Here is a 23422-nt window from a genome sequence, read left to right as displayed (position 1 = left end):
ATGTTCCTAGGCGGGTTCCACCTGGACGGTCTGCGAGCGACCGCCAACGGTGACCTTGTAGCGAATTGGCTCGCGAATGGCATTGGCAGCACCAGAGGCCTGCTCCGCCTCGCGCTTGAGCTGTTCGGCAGTCTTACCGACGTTCTTCGGCCCTTCGCCGCGCGTGGTGAAGAATCCCGGTGCGACGGATGGGAACAGTGCGTTGGTCAGGACGTCCTCGGCGGTGCCGTTGTAACCGTCGAGCTCCTTGGCCTGCTTGACCAGGTCGTCCCACTCGGGCTCGAGGAGATCAGCCGGACGAACAGTGATTTCTTCCTTCTTGGTCTGTTCCGCTGCCTGCTTAATCAGCTCTGGGTTGCGCTCACCCGGGCACTGCCCGTAGTAGCCGAGCATGAGGTCAGCGAACTCAGCCGTCATAACCTTGTAGCGTCCCATCAGCACGTTAAACACAGCTTGCGTGCCGACGATCTGCGAGCTCGGAGTCACCAGCGGCGGGTAACCGGCGTCCTTGCGGACAATCGGTACTTCACGCATGACCTCTTCGACGCGGTCGCCCGCGCCCTGGGCCTTGAGCTGGTTTTCCATGTTCGACAACATGCCGCCAGGAATCTGCGACATGAAAATATCGGTATTGACCAGGGTTTTCGACTCGAACTCTGCGTACTTCGGACGCACCTTGCGGAAGTGGTCACGAATGGTGATCAGGTTATCCATGTTCAGGTCGGTGGTGTAGTCGGTTCCCTCCAACATTTCCACCAGCGACTCGGTCGGGTTGTGCCCCGGGCCCAGCGACATCGACGAAATTGCCGTGTCCACGACATCCGCCCCAGCTTCGATGGCCTTCATCAAAGTCACCATCGTGACACCGGTGGTCGAGTGACAGTGGACGTTAATCTGGGTGTCCTCGCCGTAAGTTTCCTTGATGCCGCGGATGATGTCGTAAGCCGGCTGAGGTTTCAGCAGCGCTGCCATGTCCTTCAACGCAATGGAGTCCGCCCCCATATCCAGTAGACGACCAGCGAGCTTCACGTACCCGTCGACGTCGTGAAGCGGAGACGTCGTGTAGCAGATCGTGCCCTGCGCATGCTTGTCGACGTTCTTAACTGCGCGCATGGCGTGCTCGAGATTGCGTGGGTCGTTAAGCGCGTCGAAAACACGGAATACGTCCATACCGTTTTCAGCAGACTTTTCGACGAACTTGTCAACCACCATGTCCTCGTAGTGGCGGTAACCGAGGAGATTTTGACCGCGCAACAGCATCTGCAGGCGACTGTTCGGCATCAGCTTGCGGAATGTCCGCAGGCGCTCCCAGGGATCTTCATTAAGGAAGCGGATGCAGGCGTCAAAGGTTGCGCCGCCCCAGCACTCCACACTCCAAAAACCGGCCTTGTCCATTTCTTCACAGACATCGACCATGTCTTCCATAGCCATTCGCGTTGCCATGAGGCTCTGATGAGCGTCTCGGAACGCTACTTCCGTTACACCAATGGTTCGTGGACTCATAATTCCAAAAGTAAAGGCCTTTGGGGATCTTCGCGCGTTGGTGACCGCGAATATTGGGGATTCGGCCCCCACCAAGGTGCGTTTAGAGTGTCAAATTGCCCACTTGCAGGGTTAAATACTTATTTTCGCGCGAAGTTTATGCTCTTAACCGTTCGACTCGAATTTTTCCTTGGGGGTCGTTTTTGCGAAGTGCGCTCGACAGATGGGACGGATGGCGCGCCCACACGGGACCGAAAACGGCTCATGTTTTTTACAAAACAGTTAAGGTAGTCACATGAACCAAGCAAATACAGTCGGCGATTATCAAGTATGGCCGGGTGAGCCTTACCCGCTCGGATCTACCTACGACGGCGCTGGCACCAACTTTGCACTCTTTTCCGACGTTGCGGAAAAGGTTGAGCTTTGTCTGATTAGCGCCGAAGGCGAAGAAACACGCATTGAGTTGGAAGAAGTCGATGCGCATATCTGGCACTGCTACATCCCGTCTATCATGCCGGGCCAGCGCTACGCCTACCGCGTACACGGCCCATTCGATCCGGCCAACGGTAAGCGTTGCGACCCCAACAAGCTGCTGGTCGACCCATACGCCAAGGCTTTCGACGGCGAATTCGACGGTCACCCATCACTGTTCAACTATGACATTCATGACCACTCGAAGCGCAACACCGAGGACAGCCTGGGACACACCATGACCTCCGTGGTCATCAACCCATTCTTCGACTGGGGCGCTGACCGCGCACCTCGCACGCCGTACAACGAGACCGTGATTTACGAAGCCCACGTCAAGGGTATGACCATGACTCACCCGGATATCCCGGAGGAGCTACGTGGTACCTATGCCGGTCTCGCGCATCCGGCAATTATTGACTACCTCAAGGACCTTGGTGTCACGGCTATCGAACTGATGCCGGTCCACCAGTTCCTCCAGGACGACCACCTGCGCGAAAAGGGGCTGCGCAACTACTGGGGCTACAACACCTTCGGTTTCCTAGCACCACACCAGGACTACTCGGCTTCCCAAAAGCCAGGCGGAGCAGTCAGCGAGTTCAAGGGCATGGTGCGCGCATTTCACGATGCCGGCATTGAGGTCATCCTCGACGTGGTCTACAACCACACCGCCGAGGGCAACCACATGGGCCCAACCATCTGCTTCCGAGGCATCGACAACGAGGCCTACTACCGCCTGGTCGAAGGCGATCGCCAGCACTACATGGACTACACCGGCACCGGTAACTCCCTGAATGTGCGCCACCCACACTCGCTGCAGCTGATTATGGATTCGCTGCGCTACTGGGTCTCCGAGATGCATGTCGACGGCTTCCGCTTCGATTTGGCATCCACCCTGGCTCGAGAATTCCACGATGTGGATCGCCTCTCCGCCTTCTTTGACTTGGTGCAGCAGGATCCGATTGTCAGCCAGGTCAAGCTCATCGCAGAACCGTGGGATGTCGGCGAAGGTGGCTACCAGGTCGGTAACTTCCCACCGCAGTGGACTGAATGGAACGGTAAGTACCGCGACACCATCCGCGACTTCTGGCGCGGTGAGCCATCCACGCTCGGCGAGTTCGCTTCACGTATCACCGGCTCCTCGGACCTGTATGCAAACAATGACCGCCGCCCAACTGCGTCGATTAACTTCGTGACCGCGCATGACGGTTTCACCCTCAACGACTTGGTCAGCTACAACGAGAAGCACAATATGGCCAACGGCGAGGACAACCGCGATGGCGAGTCCCACAACCGTTCGTGGAACTGCGGTGTGGAAGGCCCGACCGACGACGAGCGCATCATTTCGCTGCGCGCCCGCCAGCGTCGTAACTTCCTGACCACTCTCCTGCTGTCCCAGGGCACTCCGATGATTAGCCACGGTGACGAAATGGGACGTGGCCAGAAGGGCAACAACAACGTCTACTGCCAGGACAACCGTTTGGCCTGGGTCGACTGGAATCAGACGCGTACCAACTCTGAACTGGTCGAATACACCCAGTTCCTGACTGAGCTGCGTGCGGAGCACCCAGTCTTCCGACGCCGCCGGTTCCTGCGCGGTGGCCCGCTCGGTGCGGAAACCGACGATCGTGACATTGCCTGGCTGACCTATGAGGGTCGTGTCATGACGACCGATGACTGGAACTTCGACTTCGGCAAGTCGTTGATGGTCTGGCTCAACGGCGATGCCATCACTGAGCCTGATCGCCGAGGTCACAGGATTGAAGATGACTCCTTCCTGCTGTGCTTCAACGCCCACCACGAGGACATCATGTTCCAAATTCCGGGCACCGAATACGCACACAGCTGGGAAGTCATCATCGACACCACAGAGATCACGGGTCGCCCGACCCGCGAGCGCATCGTTGAGCCAGAAGGCGAGCTCCGCGTGCCAGCCCGTTCTACCATCGTGCTGATCGAGCGGCACTAGCCGCATCCGCGTTGGGTGTAGGGGCCCGGGCCTGGGTTGGTTCCTACACAAAATCCCCTGTCGGCGGAAGACTTTTCTTCCACTGACAGGGGATTTTCGGCTCTGAGTTCAACTCAAAACAGGGTTTGGGTCAACACAGCACCGCGGGAGCCGAGCTGGCGTGAAGTCTTCTTACGCAGATGCGCGCATATTGAACTCCGCCTGAGAGTTCAACCAGTACTCCGGCTCGGTGTCAAAGTAGTCGGACAGTCGATTTGCGAGGTCAGTGGTGACCGCAGTGCGGCCGGTGCGAAAGCGCTCCAGAGTTGAGCTTGGCACGCCGATGGCAAGAGCCAGTCGGTAGATAGAGAGGTGTCGCGGCTCGAGGAAATTATCGTTCAAGATAGAACCAGGGTGCACAGGATGCGTGCTCAAAATGTTTACTCCTTATTTCATCGCTTCACTGGCATACGTTGTTTCCGCTTTGCCCTTCGCTTGAGCTCGAAAGCTCGAACGACCAGTTACCGCCGTTCGTCGAAAAGTATAAGGAGCGCCCGCTCAAAATGCATCCGGACATTTAACCCCCCAAAACATGTGGTTTTCAGGGGTACAGACACCCCCACTGTCCGAACGCTCCATAAATATTCCTATTTTTGTGGGCATTTCCACATTGTCGGAAGCCACGTGTACTCGGCGAGAACCGCAGGTACCACAGCCTCTATGGGGCTCAATCCGCCATCGGCGCTACCATCTAGTGCATGACTACGACCACGCCATCCTCCGAGCCCGCCGTCGTCTTCGAGCTCACCGGCGACACGGTGACTATTACCGCAGATGGGCTCCGCCTTACCCACACCATCAACACGGCCAGCACCGCCCCCGCGAAGCCCCTCCCGCTTACCGACGTTGCCGAGGTCGCATCGGCAAGTAAAAACGGTGTCTACACTCCGGCCAACCGCTTTTTCCCCGGCACGGTAGACCTCGGGGTAGCTTTACCAAAGGCCCGTGTGATGCCTCATCGTCAGGCAGCAGCGCAGTTGCTGGCAGACCTCGTGGCGGAGATAGCCAAGAATCCTGAGTTCTACAACTCAGCAGATGCTTTTACTTCCACGTTGATGCCGTGGGTGGCACAGCGCGCGGCGGTCACCGAAGGCGTGAGTGTGGTTGAGGGCGCGGGCGACGTCGTAAAGCACTCTGTGCCTTTTGCACCGCTTCCTACTGGGGATGAGGTTGCGGTGTCAGACATCGCACCGTTTGCGGCGTTCGATGTAGAGACAGCGAACGAAGACACCGGCTCGATTATTCAGCTTGGTGTTGCGGTCGTGCGTGGCGGGAAGGTGACGGATCGTTATTCCTGGATGTGCCGTCCGCCAAAGGGGCTGGAGTATTTTGATGAAGCCAATGTCGCGATTCATGGCATCACAGCGGCGGATGTGGCCGGTGAGCCGTCATTTCCGGAGCAGCTGGCGAAGTTTGTTGACGTCGTTGGGGATTTGGACGTAGTTGCTCACAATGCGCGGTTTGATTTCACAGCCCTGTCGCGGGCGTGCCGGGCGGAAGGCATTCCAGCACCGAAGTTGAATTTTGCGTGTACTTATATGTGGGCTCGGCAGATGCAGTTGGGGCTGCCCAACTTGAAGCTGCCGACATTGGCGGAGGCCGCGGGGACGTCGCTGGAGAATCATCATGATGCGACGGCCGATGCGGTCGCATGTGCTGAGGTAGCGCTGTGGTTGATGGAGCAGCAGCGCGCAACATCGGTGGCTGATTTGAGCCAGAAGGTCTCGCTGAGCTTGGGCCAGATTGGCAGTGGACGAGTGCGGATGGTGCGCTATGACCCGGCTGGTGTCGCCAGCACTGGTGCCGGGACCAACGCGGGAACTGGTGCTGGTGCTGGTGCGCAGTCCGGCAGTTCCGCGCCGTCACGACGGCCGCGTCGCAATGCGAAATGGGATGCGGCCAAGACACCGGACACCATTCCAGACCCGAATCCGGACGCGGATCCAAGCGGCCTGTTGTACCAGCAGCGGGTGACACTGACCGGTGATTTTGCACCGTATGACAAGGGCTTTCTGTGGGACAAGATTGCCTTTGCAGGTGCGAATATCAATAAGGGTGTCACGAAGAAAACGACCATTTTGGTCGCCGGTCCGTGGGATTCGGTGACGTCGAAGGAGAAGAGGGCTCGACAGCTGCAGGCCGAAGGCCAGGAAATCCAGATCTGGACTGAGAAGGAGCTCTTCACCGCACTCGGGCTGAATCCGGAAGAGGATGGCGCGTCCGAAGCGGGAGACACTGCGGAAGGAACACCTAGCGCCAGCACCGGGGACAACTCCAGTGAGTCGGTTCCAATGTTTGGTTCCACTTCCCTGCCGGGCGATGACGGAATGCCACCCTTCTAGGCCACGTTCACGAGAAAAAATTCGCATTCGGACGGCGGGTGCAGACTCTGGGGCTAGCTGCTGCCACAGCGGTCAGGCAGCAGCTTTTCCTGGTGGGCGGTATAAAGGGGAACATGAGTCGCCGACCAATTACGTCCACCTACCGTCTCCAACTCCGTGGCCCCAAGGCCGACCCAAACGGGCGCGCTTTCACGTTCGCTGACGCGGCTGAACAGGTCGGCTACTTGGCAGACCTCGGAATTTCACACCTGTATCTGTCGCCTATCCTCACCGCCGTACCGGAGTCTAACCATGGCTACGATGTCATCGATCCGACGACAGTGAACCCGGAGCTCGGCGGCATGGAAGAGCTGCAGAAGCTCGCGCAGGTGGCGCACAAGGCCGGTCTGGGCATCATTATCGACCTGGTACCGAACCACCTCGGTGTTGAGGAGCCCAAGCTCAATGCCTGGTGGTGGGACGTTCTGACCTATGGCAAGGATTCTCAGTTCGAGCCATACTTCGATATCGACTGGCACGAGGACAACGGTGCCAACGGCAAGATGGGGTTGCCGATTCTGGGATCCCCGGAGGATATCGACAAGCTGGAGCTCGACACCTCTGGCGACGAGCCACTTCTGCGTTACTACGACAACACATTCCCGGTGCGCCCCGGCACCGAGGACGGCACCCCGCAGGAAGTACATGATCGCCAGGCCTATCGCCTGATGTACTGGAAGGACGGGGTCATTGGCTACCGTCGATTCTTCAGCGTCAACGGCCTGGCCGGCATCCGCCAGGAAAACCCGGTGGTATTCGAGCACACACACCGCATCATCCGCGAGCTGCTAGCTGCGGACATCATTGACGGTGTCCGCATTGACCACCCGGATGGCCTCAGCAACCCATTCGGATACCTCAGTGAGCTGCGCCGTCTACTCGGCGATGACAAGTGGCTGGTTATCGAGAAGATTCTGGGTGCCGAAGAGCCACTGGATCCGAGGCTCCAGGTTGACGGCACCACGGGTTACGACGCCCTGCGTGAGTTCGACAATGTCTTCGTCAACCGCGACTCCCGAGACGCCATGAGTATGTTGGCTCTGCAGCAGTCCGGCTCAACCTGGGACAAAACTGCCGTGCAGGCAACTGCGCAGGCTCTCAAACACGATGTCGCAGCGCACGAGTTGGCTGCAGAAGTCCGTCGTCTAGCACGTGCCCTGCGCCGCGATAACTGGTCTATCAGCGGTACCAGCGTCAGCGATGAGGTACTTATCGACACCATCTGCAAGCTGGTCGCTGCCATGCCTGTCTACCGTTCGGACTATGTCTCCCTGTCGCGAGTGGCTTCCACGGTCATTGGTGAAATGGCAGCGCGTTTCCCCTCGCGTGTCTTTGCCCTCGACCTCATTTCGGCAGGTTTGGTAGCCGGTGGTGAGGCCGCCACGCGGTTCGCTCAGGTTTGTGGTGCGGTCATGGCAAAGGGTGTCGAAGACACCACCTTCTACCGTGCCTGCCGCCTGATCAGCCTAAACGAAGTCGGCGGTGATCTCGGTCGCTACGGCATGTCTGCGGCGGAGTTCCACCTGTTGCAGTCGGAACGTGCTCGCCTCTGGCCACGAACCATGACCACGCTGTCCACGCACGACACCAAGCGCGGCGAAGATGTCCGCGCCCGCATTCTCCAGCTCTCCGATGTCTCCGGCGACTGGGCTGAAAATGTCCGCAACTGGATGGCCATCACCCCCGCCCCGGACGATGCCACCGGCTACTTCCTGCTGCAGAACATCATCGGAGTCTGGCCGACCGACGGCGTGATTACCGATGAACTGCGCGAACGCCTCCACGACTACGCCATTAAGGCCATCCGCGAGGCAGATGTGCACACCTCCTGGACGGAGCCGGTCGAGGAGTTCGAACTCGGCATCCGCAGCTGGATTGACGCGCTTCTCGACGGCCCCCTGACCGACTCCATCACAGAGTTCGTCCGCTCCATTGCGCCAGCTGCCCTGACCACGTCACTGTCGCGCAAGCTCCTCCAGCTTGTCGGCCCCGGCATCCCCGATACCTACCAGGGGACGGAGTTCACAGAGGACTCCCTGGTTGATCCTGACAACCGCCGGTTCGTCGACTACGATGCGCGCGTCGCGGCGCTGGATAAGGTTGCTCGCGATGAGGTCACGTCGGTAACTAAGAGTCCAGAGCACCCAGCTGAGCTGCCGGAGGACTTTACGGATGCCGATGCGGACGTCGCAAAGCTGATGGTGACTCACCACGGAGTGAAGCTGCGTGCGGAACGCCCGGAGTCCTTCGTCGGCGGCGCCTACCAGCCAGTATTCGCCGTGGGTGTCGGCGAGCGTCATTTGGTCGGTGCAGCACGTGGACCGAAGGGCGAGCCGGAAGATGTTATCGCGCTGGTGACGCGCCGTCCGCTGGGGCTGCAACGCGAAGGCGGTTGGGGCGACACTACAGTGACACTTCCCAAGGGATTCTGGACCGACCGTTTCACTGGCCATACTTGGTCCGGCACCATCGCCGTGGCTTCTCTGTTCAGCTCCTTCCCAGTAGCACTGCTGGTACGCGAGGACGATGACGACTAATCGAATGAAGGATTCGCTTCCCGACGATTCCCGCGACCAGACCCGCAAGACTCAGTTGGCGGAGGATCGAGAGGTTACACGTGCACTGCAGTCGAAGTACGACTCGTGGGCAACTCGGCACCCCACCGCCGCGCAGGACTTTGTCGATGCGATTAAAGAGATTCTCTCCGATGCCGGTTTGGCCTTTGACAATGTCACGGCGCGGGTGAAGTCTTTCCGCTCATTGCGGCAGAAGGCCCTGCGTCGTGAAGCGGACGGCAACTACGTCTACCCTGACCCGTGGCACGGTATCCACGACATCATCGGTGTGCGTGTAACCACGTACCATTCGACGGAGATTCCCGCGATCATGGATGCGCTGGGAGATTCGCTGACTGTGCTGCGTAGGATTGACAAAACCGCGGAGACACGAATCAGCGGCCGGTTGGGATACGGCTCCCAGCACTTGATCTGCAAGGTGTCGACGGCGGCGCCGTCAGAGCTAGCTCCATATGCGGATATGCAGTTTGAGGTGCAACTGCGCACTGTGCTGCAGCATGCGTGGGCGGAATTTGAGCACGATATTCGCTATAAGGCCCCTGAGGGAGCGACAGACCCGCGGATTGATCGAGCTTTTGCGCTGGCCGCTGGCCTTATTGAGCTCGCGGATCAGCAGTTCGACCAAGTCGTTGCCGTGCTGGAGGAATCCACGCCGGACGATTCCGCGCAGGGAGAGGGCAAACAGCCCTCAGCTCCGGCAAAGACCACAGCCGATGACATTGTGGTGACTGAGGAAACCCTACCCGGCGTGCTGACGATGCTGCTTCCAGATGCGCCCCGATCGAAATCAGAGCATTACGGCTGGGCAGAAGAACTGCTGGAGCGCAATGGCATCCGCACTGTCGGGCAGCTGCGAGAGCTACTTAATCCGCAGCGCCTCAGCGCGGTAAGCAAGGCCATGAAGTACCGCTTTAACCCAGGTCATGTGCGTGTTATCGATGACCTATTACTAGCGGCTCGCGGTGAAAAGCACATCAAGGCCACTGCGGATCCCAGCCATAACCCGAAGCGTCGACCAGCCCGTTTGCGCGCACGGTTGCAGCAACTAGCGGAGGCCGGGATGCCTATGAGCGACGTCCCCGAAGACGATCGAGCTGACGGCGATCGCGCTTCGTAGGCCGCCCGGCACCGCGGTCGCGCGTCGGCATCGATGCGAGAATCTCCTTCGGAGGCGGTGGCGGAGAGTGGTCGATATAGCACTGCCTGGCCACCGGAGCTCCGACCCGCTTCTTCACCGTCTTGGTGACCTCAACAATGTGTTCGCGGTGGTTTGCCCACAGTCGCACTCTGTCCCCGGGGACGACCAGAACTGAGGGTTTCACGGCTTCGCCGTTGACTTTGACGTGGCCGCCACGGCACGCATCTGCGGCCAATGAGCGAGTTTTCAGCAACCTGACCGCCCAAATCCAGGCATCGATACGCACTGGTTCGGTAGACAATTGCTGCTGAGCAGGCATTTACTGCGGATCCTTGTAGTTCACAATCCGCTGAACCTTTTGCCAATTGAGAAAACCACCGACCAGGCCGACTACTGCCAGGATGAGGAATAGGGACATGCTTCCGGCTAGAAGTCCGAGCACTGCACCGCCGACGACACCGCTGCCTGCCACACAACGGCATTGCGGGAGTACTTTCGCACCGCGTTCTTACGGAGCTCAATGGGGTTCTGAGGTTGGGGCTGAAGATAGCTCATGGAGTACATATTAGAGCGTTCTGGTCGCCCTGACGCATCGCATAGGTCGATAGGGCGTACAATTCGGGAAAAATTTCTACAGCTATAGCAAACCTGCTAGATATTCCTATTTGGGTAGGTAATTAACACAATGGCGTAGGTTGATTGCTAGTGTTAGTCCTATGACAGAAACTGTCCGCCCCCGCCACCGCATGGTCGACCGCGTTGCGGCGATCCTCGAACTCGTTGCGCGCTCTAACGAAGGTCTAACCCTCACTGACATCGCCCACACGCTGAACTATCCGCTCAGTACCACGCAGGGCCTTGTCAACGGTCTGACTGTGACAGGTTACCTTGACGAGTCCAACAAGCGTTACACGCTCGGCATGGCGCCGTTTCTGCTCAATGTCATGGCCGGTCGTCGCATGGTCAACGTTCCGACGGCTGAGCTCGAGGCGATTCACAACGAAACTGGCTTGATTACCGTGCTGGCACTGCCGGTTGGTGGCAAGCTTTTCTACCTCAAAACCGTCGGTGAATCCATGCGCTACCAGTACCTGACGGAGAACTTCCTGCCGCGCTCGCTGTTGCGCACCTCTGCAGGTTGGGTTTTGATGAGTCGGTTTGAAAAGCGCGAACTGTGGTCCTACCTGAACTCCGCGCGGCCGGAAGACCAGGTCTATGTGGATGATTTCCTCCGCCAGGCCGGGGAAATCGCAGAGACCGGCGTCTGTGCTGCCCCGGGTATTGCCGAAGGCGGTGGCGTTGACGGTGTCTCTATCGCAGTGGAGGAAGACGGTGCTACTGTCGCGGCAGTCTGCGTTTTCGGTCGGCCAGAAAAGATTGCGGAAAATAAGGACGAACTGGTGGAAATTCTCAAGCGCCATCGCGGCGCACACAACGGCGAGGAATCCCCGAACCAGGGTTAGCGGCTGTTAAGCGCGCAGCTCCCACCAGATTTCGCCACCGTCCGTAGACGGCTCGCTAGCTCCCTTAGTCAGCGCCTGCATTTCGCCGTCAAGCTGGGCAATCCCATCGGCAGTCACCGCGATGGAAAACTCCACGTTCTGGCCCCACCGCGTTTCCACGATCTCATAACCACGAGCACGCAATTCCGCTTCGATGCGACCGGCATCTGCGGCGGAGACACTCACTACTCTCAAGGCTCTTTGCACGCGCCGCATGCGCGTGACTTTTTCTAGACACTCTGAGACCGAATCCGAATAGGCCCTCACAAGCCCACCCGTGCCTAATTTGATGCCGCCAAAATAGCGGATCACTACGGCGGTGACATTCGTCATTCCAGAGCCCTGGAGCACATCGAGCATTGGGCGCCCTGCCGTGCCGCCAGGTTCACCGTCATCTGAGGATCGCTCCACCCGATTCCCTCCGACGACCTCATGAATGTATGCGCTGCAGTGGTGGCGAGCATCCGGGTACTCCGCCTTGGCCAAATTGATGACCTCTCGGGCGCTGTCTTCGTCGTCAGCACGCGCGATCCACGTGATGAAGCGAGATTTCTTAATCTCGATTTCATTCGTGACGATGTCACCGCCGGCGGGGACAATCAGCTCGATGTCGCGCTGCTTCTGCGTCGCTTCGGTCGAAGTGGATGGCTCGGTGGTCATAGTGTCCATTGTTGCGTATGGGCTTCGTGCACACCCAATCACCGTCGCTCGCTACTATCTCGACTTCACCTTGGACTCACCTCAAATACGCGGTGTTCGAAAACGGTTCCCCTGTGCCAATCCGCTGACTGACCTACCATGGTGCCCATGAGCAACTACCGAGTCTGGGCCCCGTACGCTTCCGAAGTCCGTCTGCTGTTGGGCAATCCTGACGCGCCAGCGATTTTTGATATGCATCCAATCGCTGACGCCACCGATGGCTACGGCGCCAACTCTGGTTGGTTTGAAGCTGATGTGGCTCGTACACCGGGGGATCGCTACGCATTTTCGCTGCGGGCACATGCGGGATTCGGCGCGCCTGACGACGAATCGGGGGACGGCTCCTCCCCTGCTGTCGGTGACTGGACAATACCGCTGCCAGATCCGCGTTCCCAGTCGCAGCCGGATGGTCCGCATGGTTTCTCCGAGGTCGTTGACCTGGGTGCCTATAAGTGGAAGGACTCGGCCTGGTCGGGCCGGATTCTGCCAGGAGGTCTGATTTATGAGCTGCATGTGGGCACCTTCAGCGATTCTGGTGATTTCGAAGGTTTGGTGGAACATCTAGACCATCTGATTGAGCTGGAGGTAACACATATTGAGCTGATGCCAGTGCAGCCTTTCGGTGGTGACCGTAATTGGGGCTATGACGGTGTGTCCTGGCACAGCGTGCACGAGGGCTACGGTGGCCCGCGGGGTCTACAGAAGCTGATTGATACGTGTCACCGAAAGGGTTTGGCTGTCATCTTGGATGTGGTCTTTAACCACTTTGGTCCAGACGGCAACTATGTGGGATTTTTCGGCCCCTACACCGCTGGTGGTTCGACGGGTTGGGGTGAGGTTGTCAATCTCACTGGCGACAACTCTGATGAGGTGCGTGCGTATATTTTGGATGCAGTGCGCCAATGGCTGGTGGATTACCACGTCGACGGTCTTCGTCTGGACGCGGTCCATGCCCTGCATGACGAGGGGGCATTCCACATTCTGGAGCAGATGCAGGTTGTCGCAGACACTGTCGCAGCCGAGACTGGTATTCCGCGTTCTTTGATTGCAGAGTCCGACCAGAATGATCCGCGTTTGGTCCGCCCGCGCGCTGCAGGTGGCTTTGGCCTCAACGCTCAGTGGGATGATGACGTCCACCATGCACTGCACACGCTGGTCTCTGGCGAGGACCACGCCTACTACTCAGACTTTGGGTCGGTGGAAGCGCTAGCTAGTGCTTTGGAAACTGGCTTCTGGCATACGGGCACAATGTCGACGTTCCGTGGTCGCACTCATGGTCGTCTCTTCGACCTGTCTGTACAGCCCATGCATGCTTTCGTAACGTACACGACCACACATGATCAAACGGGAAACCGCGCTGTCGGTGACCGTCCGTCGATGAACCTCACTCCGGCGCAGCAGGTTTTAAAGGCAGCAGTTATCGCCTGCAGTCCTTTCACCCCGATGCTCTTCCAAGGTGAGGAATGGGGCGCCTCTACCCCGTTTGCTTTCTTCTGTTCCCATGAAGATCCGGAGCTGCAACGGCTCACGCGCGAGGGACGCCTACGTGAGTTTGCCCGTGCCGGGTGGGATCCGAAGGAGGTATCCGACCCATCGGATCCAGAGACCTTCCACCACTCGAAGCTCAATTGGCAGGAGGTCTCGGAGGGCTCGCACGCCACTATTCTGGCGGCCTACCGCGATCTCTTCGCGCTGCGGAAGTCCCACCCGTCGCTTCGCACTCCCTGGTCGGCATCTGTGGTGACTGAGTATGACGAGGACAATCGTTGCCTCGTCGTTGTGCGCAGCCAGGATGAGCGCGAAATGGGTGCCCGAAACTCGGATGCCTTTGAAACTGTCGCTTTGGTGGCGAATTTCTCCGACGCCGAAACCAGCGTCAGCCTGGATTCCGAGTTCGGTTCCGCCCACCTGCTGCACACTTTTGAAGACGCAGCAGCCAGCATCGTCAATGACGAAGCTGCCGGTCCCGAAATCTCGCTTCCAGCGTGGGGCTACGCTGTCGTCTCGCTCAGCTAGTCAGCCGGATTTTCAGCCTCGGTGTCGGACTCTTCCTCATCCGCTGCACCCGACTCGGGTGCTGGCCACGGCAACTCGGTGACATCACCGTGGAGGACGTGAGCCACCAACGCGTCTGCGATGAGAATATCGCTCATCACCAACGTCGGAACCAGGTCCGCCAGCTGAGCCCACATCGGAATCAGCTCACGGACAGCGGCGACACTGGCATCAGAGTTCTCAGCCTGAGTACGAGCCAATACGCGGGCAGCCACTGCAATAAGCAGTGACGTTCCCGGCACCAGAGTCCAGTGCAGCGAAGGATCATCCGCATCGATGCCGTCGAGCTTGTGGAAGCGCACATTGACCGCCTTGCGCAGTCGTGGAGACGCCTTCGATACCGTCTTAAACAACACCCGAGAGGCGGCGGCAAGCTGGGTCATGACACCGGATTCCACAATCTCAGCACGATTGCGTACCACTTCGTAGATTGCGGTGAAGCGAGCGTCATCGTCGGTCAGCGGACCCGGGACCATGCGGTAAGGATCAAAGACCTGCGACAGAATAGCGCTGGCCTGTGCTTCCGGCAGCGAGGTAATCTGCACCGAGCTCTGGTCGATAGTAGCGGACTCCAGGGTGGTGTCCTGGCCGCTGGCAGCAATGTCCAGCAGTCCCTGGCCACCAGTTGTGCGCAGGTAATCCAGCTGACGAGAACGGTCCACGCTCTCATCAGTGAGATCCGCCAATGCTGCCAATGCACCGAGCCACGGCACACGGCGACGCCCCGGCACTGGCTTAGTAGCGCTGAAGTCTCCCAGCACGAGTCCGGAGGCGATAAACATACCCGGCTGATCGTCGAGCGCGATGACTGAACGGTTCAACGCTGCCAGACCGGCGCGTGGTTCGGCACACAAGATCGCACCCAACCTAGGTGCGGCCAGCAGCGGATTCGCCTGCACCATGTCGGTTGCACGACCAGCCCGCAAGGTCGCCAGTAGTGTCCACAAACGTGCGAGCTGATCCTGATTTAGCTCGCCCCACAGTTCCTGCGCGCGAGCAACGGGATCGGTGTCCTCGCCATCGAGGTCGATAGCCTCTGCATCATCGACATGATTCAGAATGGTCGACCCGGCCGCCGGCCACTGCGGGTGGCGTTCCTTTTCCACACCGAGAGTCACCTGCGCGACAAATGGGCCAAGGCCGCGGAGTTCGGCGGGAAGCTCGCATTCGCCCTCTACGACTTCCAGGGCGACGGGTTCGCGCCACGGCTGACCGGCGGCCCAGAGCCACAGGGTCATCGGCAAGTGCGAAACGTCGTCAGCGACATCAACCTCGATGATGTCAGTGGCTTCATCGTTGAAGGCAATCTGGCGGATGGCATCGCGGGAGGAAGCCTCCACCAGTGGTACAGACAGGCGCTTCCGTCCCGTCACACGTGTCCAGTCCAAACTGATGCGCAGGGCCTTCAGCAGGGAGATACGGTCGGCAAACTTGCCGAACTCCGCGTAGCCAGTATCGCCGAAACGCTTGATGGGGACGCGACAGATGTCGCGCTCACCGCTGGAAACTGCAACATGCGCATGGCGCAACTCGCCCGGGGCATTGACGACAATCTTGCCGAAGGCATCGACACGCTTCGGGCGGGTGACCAATGTAGTGGTGCGGCGGGCGACGGATTCGTCGGCAAGCGAAACCTCAAACTGCAGCGTGCCTGGCGTGACCTGCAACTGCAGCCATGCGCCCTCCTCGGTGGAAAGCTCGACGGTGCCTGTGACTTCGTCCGCCCCGAGGCGCACGATAGCGGGCTCGGCGTCAAGCGGCTTGTCACCGGAAACAACGCGGATGTCGGCGGGGCTCAGCCCGTCGATGGTTGGGATGCGGAAGCCGTCTCCACCACCGCTGTAAGTAATCGTGAGGTCTGCCTGCTCCGCAATGGCGAAGTGCTTCTGGAAGCTGCGGCCACGCGGATTGACCAGACGAACCACGAACTCGCCGACCCACGGGTAATCGTCATCGGTAAGGATCTCAACCTCGCCACCCGCGGCGGGTACCTCGAGGTCATAGACCATGACGGAATCCGTGGTAAACGCACCATATCCACCAAAATCGGTGACGATCGCGCGCCAGGACTCGTCCTTACCGGACAGCGTCGGCGGGAACACAGCGACCGGACCACCGGCGTAAACCGGGGTGCCGTAGGCAGACACCGTGCCGTCGAGACGCGCGTGGGGCATGGTCATTCGCGGTTGACGCTGCGGGGATGCCGACCGAACCTCGCCGGCCGCCCCGGACCGACGAACCTGAACTGCATGAACATCGCGGAGATCGATCTCAGCGACTTGCCACAACTCCCAGTTAAATGGGCGCGGGTCCGATAGCAATGGCACCTCAGCGCCTGTGACGGGGTCAACGAGTGTGGCATCAACCGGGTAGACCACCGTAGCGGACGTCGAGTGTAGCGAGACCTTGTCTGTGACTGACTGACCGTCGGCACCGAAAATGAGAATTGGGTCCTCAGTGCTAATCGCGGGGACTCGCCAGTGCTTCTCATCGCCGATTTCCACCAGCACATCGCGCACCGGCTCATCGATGGTCACCACTGGACGCGGCAGCGAATCCTGCAGGCCCACCACCGGCGTCGTTGCTACCGTGCCGCCGAAGGTGACACGCCAGGTCCGTCCCGCCGGATCCAGCGGCGTCGGTAGCTGTACGCCAACGGTCTGCGTCAGCTCATCGAAGTACAGCTGCGGGCGGCCGGTCGTTGCCACCACGCCCACGGCTTCACGACGATTCGCAGTACCCGCCGGACGCATACGCAGCTCTTCACGCGCAGCGGTCACCAGAATAGGCGGCAGCCCCGCATCGAGCTGGCCGAGTTCTTCCCGAGCCTCCCAGTTGGCCGGATCAGCGGCAGTGGCAATGGCATAGCCGAGGGTTGCCTTAAACAACTTGTGCGCCTGACGAGGTGCCGTCCTGGCCAACTGACGCAGCGCCAGCGGGTAGACACCATCTTCCGCCTCTGCGATTTCGGTCAGCAGCTCCTCGAGCAGCGGATGAACCTTCGACAGCGCCTGTACCAGGTCATTTGATGAAGGGTCGGATAGCTCCGCTACCCCCGCGAGCTCCTCACAGCGCTCGATAATCAGTGGCATCACCGATAGCTGCACACCCGCGTGCAGCAAAAGCACCTGCGCTGCCCGCTGCAGCGGATCCGCGTCGGCTTGGTTGCTGTCGACGTCGTTAGGCAAACCAGCGTTGGCCAGCATTGTCGGCACTGCGGCGGCGAGGTGCTCGATGAGCGCGCCGGTAGTGTCAGCGTCTGGATTCAGCTGCAGAGCGGCTGGCCAGTCCAGCCACATTTCGCTTGCCGACGCAACACGCGCGGCGCGTCCTACCAGCGAGGCAAGGGTGACCAGCGGGTGATTGTCAACGACACTCTTCGCAGCTTCAATATCGGCAGCAGTACCACCCGCCAGATGATGGGCCAGGAGCGTTCCCAGGAAGCGGTCGATACGCTCAACCTCGTCCATCGCCAGCCCTGACCAGACAAACAGTGGCTCAACTTTGGCCTGTGTGGCGGATTCCAGCAGACCCGGAATCCGGGTGGCCAGGTCCTGCTCTGCGGCAGCCAGCCACATTTCGACAATCACGGTATTTTCCACTCGGACACCCTGGTCGACACTGCTTGCCCCAGTCATAGTGGGTGGACGCTCCCCTTCGCTACAAAGCTTGCTCGAAAAGATTCATTTAATTAACGGAGCTGGGAGGACTTCCTCGGAGGTTTCCCAGCTGGACCCAGCAAGTCTAGGTCAAAAAGTCATACTCTGGTGTGCCGGGTACCAGTCGGCGGCACTTCAGCGGCGAGGCATCCATGCGTGCCAGCAATTCCTCGAGGTCAGAGGCACGACGTAGCTCAATACCGACAAGAGCCGCGCCAGTTTCGCGGTTGTTGCGTTTGAGGTACTCGAACTGCGAGATGTCGTCATCCGGGCCGAGAACATCGCTGAGGAACATGCGGAGCTGGCCGGGCTTCTGCGGGAAGTTGACCAGGAAGTAGTGCTTGAGGCCGCGGTAGACCAGCGAGCGCTCCATGATCTCGGCATAGCGCAGCACGTCGTTATTACCGCCCGAGATGATGCAGACAACAACCTCGTCCGGTTCAAACTGCATCTGCTCCAGAGCTGCCACAGACAGCGCACCGGCCGGCTCAGCGATGATCCCTTCGTTCTGATAGAGATCCAGCTGCGCCTCACAGACCGCGCCCTCCGGCGCAATCATCGGATGAACGCGGTTGCGGTTGGCCTCCAGGATGTGCCATGGCAGGTCACCGAAACGGGCCACCGCGGCGCCATCGACGAACGGATCGGTGTGCCCCAGCGTAATCGGGCCATTGTTCTCCAGGGCTGCGCGCATGCAGGCCGCACCCGCAGGTTCCACACCCATGACCTGGGTGTTCGGCGACATATCCGACAGGTAAGAGGTGACACCGCTGAGCAGACCACCGCCACCGACCGGTACGCAGATGGTATCCAGAGTCAACCCCTGGCCGGAGAGCTGCGCAATAATTTCAGCTGCGACAGTGCCTTGTCCGACAATGGTGTTGAAGGAGTCGAATGGCTCCACCATGGTGGCACCAGTGCGCTGTGCGTCAGCACGCGCCGCAGCGGCGGCCTCATCGAAGGAGTCCCCGACAACGACAATCTCAACGGCATCGCGGCCGTGGTAAGCGATACGGTCGCGCTTCTGCTTCGGCGTGGCATTGGGCACATAGATGCGCCCCTTAATACCCAGCTGGCGGCAGGCATATGCCACGCCTTGAGCGTGGTTTCCTGCAGATGCCGCAACGACGCCTGCTGCTCGCTCTTCGTCGGTAACCTGAACCATGGCGTTGTAGGCACCGCGAATCTTGTACGAGCGCACGTCCTGGAGGTCTTCCCGCTTGAGGAATACCTTTGCACCGGTGATTTCGGAAAGACGTGGGCTGAACTGCAGCGGAGTGGCCGCAATAACCGAAGAAATTCGTGCCTGCGCAATCTGAATATCGGCCGCGTGAACAAGTCGGCGTTCGGTCTGGGAAGCAGGCACAGAATTCTCACTCATGAGCTATGACTCTACTCGGTCATACAACCGGTTGCGACAATCAGGGCCACGATAAGCTACCCCAAAATGCTGGCCCCAATCGTCGCCTTCAGATCACCAATCAAGCTGGCGTCCCGGTCGACCCGCAAGTGCTCGCCGAGAACCAAAGTGGTGTGGGAATCGCCGTCGACAAGCTTGAGGTAAACGTCGGAGTCGCCTGGGTTGTCCAGCAGTACGGACTTCAGCTTGGCAATCATCTCCGGAGTGCACTGATCAGTGCGCATGGTCAGACGCAGCGGCGCCGAAGTGGAGCCATTGCGACCAAGGTCCGGCAGCTTCAGGTCATCACAGACCACACTCATGCGGTCATCGCGGTACTGAACGCGGGCACGAATAAGCACGATGGCGTCTTCAGCAATGCTGGTGGCAATCATCGCGTAGGTTCTCGCAAAAGCCATAACTTCCACGCGCGCACCGTTGTGGTCCTCAATACCGATAATCGCCCAGGGCTGACCGTTCTTATTCACGCGACGGTCAACGCTAGAGACAATGCCACCAATAGTGATTTCGGTGTTGTTAGCGACTTCCCCACCGACGACCGTGGTCAAAGCGGTATCGGTCTGCGCGGCCAGCGATTCTTCGAACCCATCGAGTGGATGACCGGAGACATAGAGGCCCAGCATTTCTCGTTCCAGGGTCAGCTCGTGCTTGCGATCCCACTTTTCATCCGGCACACGGATTTCAAAGATGCTCTCCGATCCGGTGTCCTCTTCCCCACCGAAGCCCGCAAACAGGTCGAACTGTCCCTTGTCTGCAGCCTTCTTGGTCGACAGCACCGAGTCAATGGCTTCTTCATGAATGAGCGCAAGGCCCTTTCGTGGGTGCCCCAGCGAGTCGAAAGCGCCGGCCTTAATCAGCGACTCGGTGATGCGCTTGTTACACGGCAGCGTCTCAATCTTGTCCAGATAGTCCGAGAACGACGTGAACTTGCCCTTCTCCTCGCGCGTCTTCACAATCGACGCGACCACATCATGGCCGACGTTGCGGATAGCGCCGAGGCCGAAGCGAATATCCTCACCGACCGGCTCGAAGTCCATACCCGACTCATTGACATCCGGCGGCAGCACCTTAATGCCAAGGTGGCGACAGTCCGACAGATAAATAGCCAGCTTGTTCTTATCATCCGCCACCGAGGTCAACAGCGCCGCCATGTACTCAGCGGTGTAGTTGGCCTTCAGATACGCGGTCCAGTAGGACACCAGGCCGTAGCCCGCCGCGTGAGACTTGTTAAACGCGTACGAGGCGAAGGGCAGAATAATATCCCACAGCTTCTGGACAGCATCCTTGGAGAAACCATTCTCCAACATGCCGCCTTCGAAGTTCACGAACTCCTTGGCCAGCACCTCGGGCTTCTTCTTACCCATGGCCTTACGGAAACCATCTGCTTGGCCCGCGGTGTAATTCGCCAGCTTCTGCGAGATCTTCATGATCTGCTCCTGGTACACGATCAGGCCGTGTGTTTCTTCCAGGATTTCTTTCAGCTGCTCATCCAGTTCCGCGTGGATGGCGTTATAAGGCTTGCGACCATTCTTAATATCCGCGTAGTCAAAGTGCGCGTTCACACCCATCGGCCCCGGACGGTACAGCGCCAGCGATGCCACGATGTCGTCGAAGCCCGTTGGCTGCATGCGTTTGAGCAGCTCACGCATTCCGCCACCATCGAGCTGGAACACACCGAGGGTGTCACCGCGCGACAGCAGCTCATAGACCTTCGGATCATCGGTCTGAAGGTCATCGAGCAGAACTGTCTCGCCTCGGTTGGACTTGATGTGCTCAATACAGTCACCGATAACCGTCAGGTTTCGAAGACCCAGGAAGTCCATCTTCAACAGACCGATGGCCTCACACGCCGGATAGTCCCAGCCAGTGATAATCGCGCCGTCAGCCTGTCGCTTCCACATCGGGATGTGATCCAAGAGTGGCACCGACGCCATCACCACGGCACAAGCGTGCACGCCGGTCTGCCTAACGACGCCCTCGAGACCACGGGCTGTCTCGTAAATTCGAGCCACATCCGGGTCGGTTTCAATAAGCTGACGAACCTCGGCGGCCTCGCCGTAGCGTGGGTGCTCCGGGTCGACGATGCCGCTCAGCGGAATGTCCTTAGCCATAATCGCAGGTGGCAGCGCCTTAGTAATGCGGTCTGCAATCTGGTAACCCGGCTGACCGAACTGCACACGCGCCGAGTCCTTCAGAGCCTGCTTGGTCTTCACCGTACCGAAGGTGACCACCTGCGCCACCTTGTCTTCGCCCCAGCGATCTGCCGCGTAGCGAATCATTTCATCGCGGCGGCGGTCGTCGAAGTCGATATCGATATCCGGCGCGGACGGACGCTCTGGGTTCAGGAATCGCTCGAAGAGAAGACCGTGCTCAATCGGGTCGATATTGGTAATCCACGTCGCGTACGCAACCAGGGAACCGGCAGCGGAACCACGCCCCGGACCGACCTTGATGCCCACCTCACGGGCATGGCGGATCAACTCCGCAACGATAAGGAAGTACGACGGGTAGCCCTTACCGTCAATAACCTCAATTTCGTACTCCGCGCGCCGGATGTACTCCTCCGGTACCTCGCGCCCTTCAAAGCGCTTGCGCAGCCCCTCCATCACGTTGTGATGCAGCCATGTCGTCGGCGTCTCCCCTTCCGGAACGTCCGCCTTCGGCATGCGATCGTGCGGGTGCTCTTCCCACAGCTCGTCGTAGTCCTCAACGCGCTCTGCGATGAGCAGCGTGTTATCGCAGGCACCCGGGACTAGGTGATCCCAGGTCGCGCGCATTTCTTCGGCGGACTTAATAAAGTAGCCGTCACCGTCGAACTTAAAACGGTCCGGGTCATTGAGCGTCTTACCCGTCTGCACACAGAGCATGGCCTCGTGAGCCTTGGCCTGGTCACGGGTGACATAGTGACAGTCATTCGTAACCAGTGGCGGCAGGTTCAGCTTCCGGCCAATCTCCAGTAACTCACTTCGCACACGGGTCTCAATATCCAGCCCGTGATCCATCAGCTCAAGGAAGTAGTTTTCCTTGCCGTAGATGTCCTGCCACATTCCGGCGGCCTGCAGAGCCTCGTCGAACTGCCCCAGACGCAGACGCGTCTGCACATCACCCGACGGGCAACCAGTGGTCGCGATAATGCCCTCGGCGCGTTCCGCCACCAACTCGGCATCCATACGCGGGTACTTACTAATCTGCCCCTCATACGACGCCATCGACGACAGGTAGAACAGGTTCCGCAGACCCTGCGCATTCGCAGCCAACATGGTCTGGTGCAAGTAGGAACCGCGACCCGAGACGTCATCTCGACGCTGATGCGGCTCACCCCACTGAATGCGCTTTTTATTAAAACGGCTCTCCGGCGCCATATATGCCTCAATGCCGATGATTGGCTTGATGCCCTTGGACTTCATCTGCCGATAGAACGCATTCGAGCCAAACATATTGCCGTGGTCGGTGACACCGACCGCAGGCATTCCCTGTCGCGCAACCTCGTCGGCAAGCAAATCAATCTTCGCCATACCGTCGAGCATGGAGTACTCGGTGTGATTGTGGAGGTGCACGAAGGAGGAGTTAGCCATGAGTCCAGATTGTAGACAATCCCCCGGATTGAACACGATTCCATCGAACACCCAAAATGAAGCAGCCCCTTATGCCTGCACAGTTATAGCTAAAGACGTGTGCAACATCACTCTTACTTTTCCTTTACTTTTCAAAACCAGTTGACAATACTCGACATCACAGTTCGTGAGGAAGTCCTCATATTTCCTCGCGACCATAGAGAAACGCACTGCCCTCGAGCAAAGAACCAAAGGAGCAATACAGTGTTCGCACCACTTTCCGATGGCCACTTCACCTACTTCCCCAAGCCCGAGCTTGACGAGGTTCTTGCAACCATCGACCGCCGCCCAGTTGCCGCCGGCTACCTCATCGATGGCGATGTCATCACCTCCAACATGGATGCCGCCCGCTACAGCTGGCTGGTCTAAAAGGGCGCAGACCTGGAAAATTCTGACTTTCTTTTCAAAATCAAAGACAGT

General features: G+C 59.1%; 14 protein-coding genes and 1 pseudogene. 7 read left to right on the top strand and 8 right to left on the bottom strand.

Annotated features, from left to right (window positions below):
- Nucleotides 1-6 precede the first annotated feature (6 nt).
- Nucleotides 7-1503 carry a methylmalonyl-CoA carboxytransferase subunit 5S gene (locus tag HMPREF2849_RS09975; RefSeq protein ID WP_049170291.1) on the bottom strand — a complete coding sequence of 499 codons (1497 nt, stop codon included), beginning with the start codon at nt 1501-1503 and terminating at the stop codon, nt 7-9.
- 274 nt (nt 1504-1777) lie between these two features.
- Here HMPREF2849_RS09975 and glgX point away from each other — a divergent pair, with 274 nt between their 5' ends.
- Nucleotides 1778-3919 carry a glycogen debranching protein GlgX gene (gene glgX / locus HMPREF2849_RS09970; protein ID WP_049193987.1) on the top strand — a complete coding sequence of 714 codons (2142 nt, stop codon included), beginning with the start codon at nt 1778-1780 and terminating at the stop codon, nt 3917-3919.
- Nucleotides 3920-4090: 171 nt separating this feature from the next.
- Here glgX and HMPREF2849_RS09965 read toward each other — a convergent pair whose 3' ends face one another.
- Entirely contained in the window at nt 4091-4333 is a 243-nt protein-coding gene (locus HMPREF2849_RS09965) for a HigA family addiction module antitoxin (RefSeq protein ID WP_005510305.1), read from the bottom strand.
- A 323-nt stretch (nt 4334-4656) separates the two neighbouring features.
- Here HMPREF2849_RS09965 and HMPREF2849_RS09960 point away from each other — a divergent pair, with 323 nt between their 5' ends.
- The 3 genes from HMPREF2849_RS09960 (at nt 4657) to HMPREF2849_RS09950 (ending at nt 10032) form a co-directional block, all read left to right on the top strand.
- Nucleotides 4657-6300, top strand: a complete 1644-nt coding sequence (locus HMPREF2849_RS09960; RefSeq protein ID WP_070595599.1) for an exonuclease domain-containing protein — start codon at nt 4657-4659, stop codon at nt 6298-6300.
- A gap of 113 nt (nt 6301-6413) precedes the next feature.
- Nucleotides 6414-8876 carry a malto-oligosyltrehalose synthase gene (treY, locus tag HMPREF2849_RS09955; protein ID WP_016422970.1) on the top strand — a complete coding sequence of 821 codons (2463 nt, stop codon included), beginning with the start codon at nt 6414-6416 and terminating at the stop codon, nt 8874-8876.
- Nucleotides 8866-10032, top strand: coding sequence for a GTP pyrophosphokinase (locus HMPREF2849_RS09950; protein ID WP_070862937.1), 1167 nt, complete (start codon nt 8866-8868; stop codon nt 10030-10032). The genes treY and HMPREF2849_RS09950 overlap by 11 nt, the downstream gene beginning before the upstream one ends.
- On the opposite strand, the gene HMPREF2849_RS11045 is transcribed toward HMPREF2849_RS09950, so the two are convergent.
- Together HMPREF2849_RS11045 and HMPREF2849_RS09945 are read right to left on the bottom strand one after the other, a co-directional pair.
- Nucleotides 9980-10372 carry an RNA-binding S4 domain-containing protein gene (locus tag HMPREF2849_RS11045; RefSeq protein WP_083304802.1) on the bottom strand — a complete coding sequence of 131 codons (393 nt, stop codon included), beginning with the start codon at nt 10370-10372 and terminating at the stop codon, nt 9980-9982. The genes HMPREF2849_RS09950 and HMPREF2849_RS11045 overlap by 53 nt on opposite strands.
- Nucleotides 10373-10617 (bottom strand): annotated as a pseudogene (locus HMPREF2849_RS09945) (hypothetical protein).
- A 152-nt stretch (nt 10618-10769) separates the two neighbouring features.
- On the opposite strand from HMPREF2849_RS09945, the gene HMPREF2849_RS09940 reads away from it, so the two are divergent.
- Nucleotides 10770-11516 (top strand): helix-turn-helix domain-containing protein, encoded by a 747-nt coding sequence (locus HMPREF2849_RS09940; RefSeq protein WP_016422973.1) that lies wholly within the window; start codon nt 10770-10772, stop codon nt 11514-11516.
- A 6-nt stretch (nt 11517-11522) separates the two neighbouring features.
- On the opposite strand, the gene HMPREF2849_RS09935 is transcribed toward HMPREF2849_RS09940, so the two are convergent.
- Nucleotides 11523-12224: a YigZ family protein gene (locus HMPREF2849_RS09935; RefSeq protein WP_370449640.1), complete on the bottom strand. Its 702-nt coding sequence runs from the start codon at nt 12222-12224 to the stop codon at nt 11523-11525.
- Nucleotides 12225-12353: 129 nt separating this feature from the next.
- Here HMPREF2849_RS09935 and treZ point away from each other — a divergent pair, with 129 nt between their 5' ends.
- Nucleotides 12354-14270, top strand: coding sequence for a malto-oligosyltrehalose trehalohydrolase (gene treZ / locus HMPREF2849_RS09930; protein ID WP_070862936.1), 1917 nt, complete (start codon nt 12354-12356; stop codon nt 14268-14270).
- On the opposite strand, the gene HMPREF2849_RS09925 is transcribed toward treZ, so the two are convergent.
- The 3 genes from HMPREF2849_RS09925 to dnaE form a co-directional block, all read right to left on the bottom strand.
- Nucleotides 14267-17947, bottom strand: coding sequence for a hypothetical protein (locus HMPREF2849_RS09925; RefSeq protein WP_070862935.1), 3681 nt, complete (start codon nt 17945-17947; stop codon nt 14267-14269). The genes treZ and HMPREF2849_RS09925 overlap by 4 nt on opposite strands.
- A gap of 106 nt (nt 17948-18053) precedes the next feature.
- Entirely contained in the window at nt 18054-19349 is a 1296-nt protein-coding gene (gene ilvA, locus HMPREF2849_RS09920; RefSeq protein WP_049190440.1) for a threonine ammonia-lyase IlvA, read from the bottom strand.
- A gap of 56 nt (nt 19350-19405) precedes the next feature.
- Nucleotides 19406-22963: a DNA polymerase III subunit alpha gene (dnaE, locus tag HMPREF2849_RS09915; RefSeq protein ID WP_016422978.1), complete on the bottom strand. Its 3558-nt coding sequence runs from the start codon at nt 22961-22963 to the stop codon at nt 19406-19408.
- 243 nt (nt 22964-23206) lie between these two features.
- On the opposite strand from dnaE, the gene HMPREF2849_RS11230 reads away from it, so the two are divergent.
- Nucleotides 23207-23371: a hypothetical protein gene (locus HMPREF2849_RS11230; RefSeq protein ID WP_016422979.1), complete on the top strand. Its 165-nt coding sequence runs from the start codon at nt 23207-23209 to the stop codon at nt 23369-23371.
- The last annotated feature ends 51 nt before the right edge of the window (nt 23372-23422 follow it).

The sequence above is a fragment of the Corynebacterium sp. HMSC073B01 genome (assembly GCF_001838255.1).
GTDB lineage: Bacteria > Actinomycetota > Actinomycetes > Mycobacteriales > Mycobacteriaceae > Corynebacterium > Corynebacterium jeikeium_D.
The sequence above is the reverse complement of the archived record's forward strand: the minus strand, read 5'-3'. Positions and strand labels throughout refer to the sequence as shown.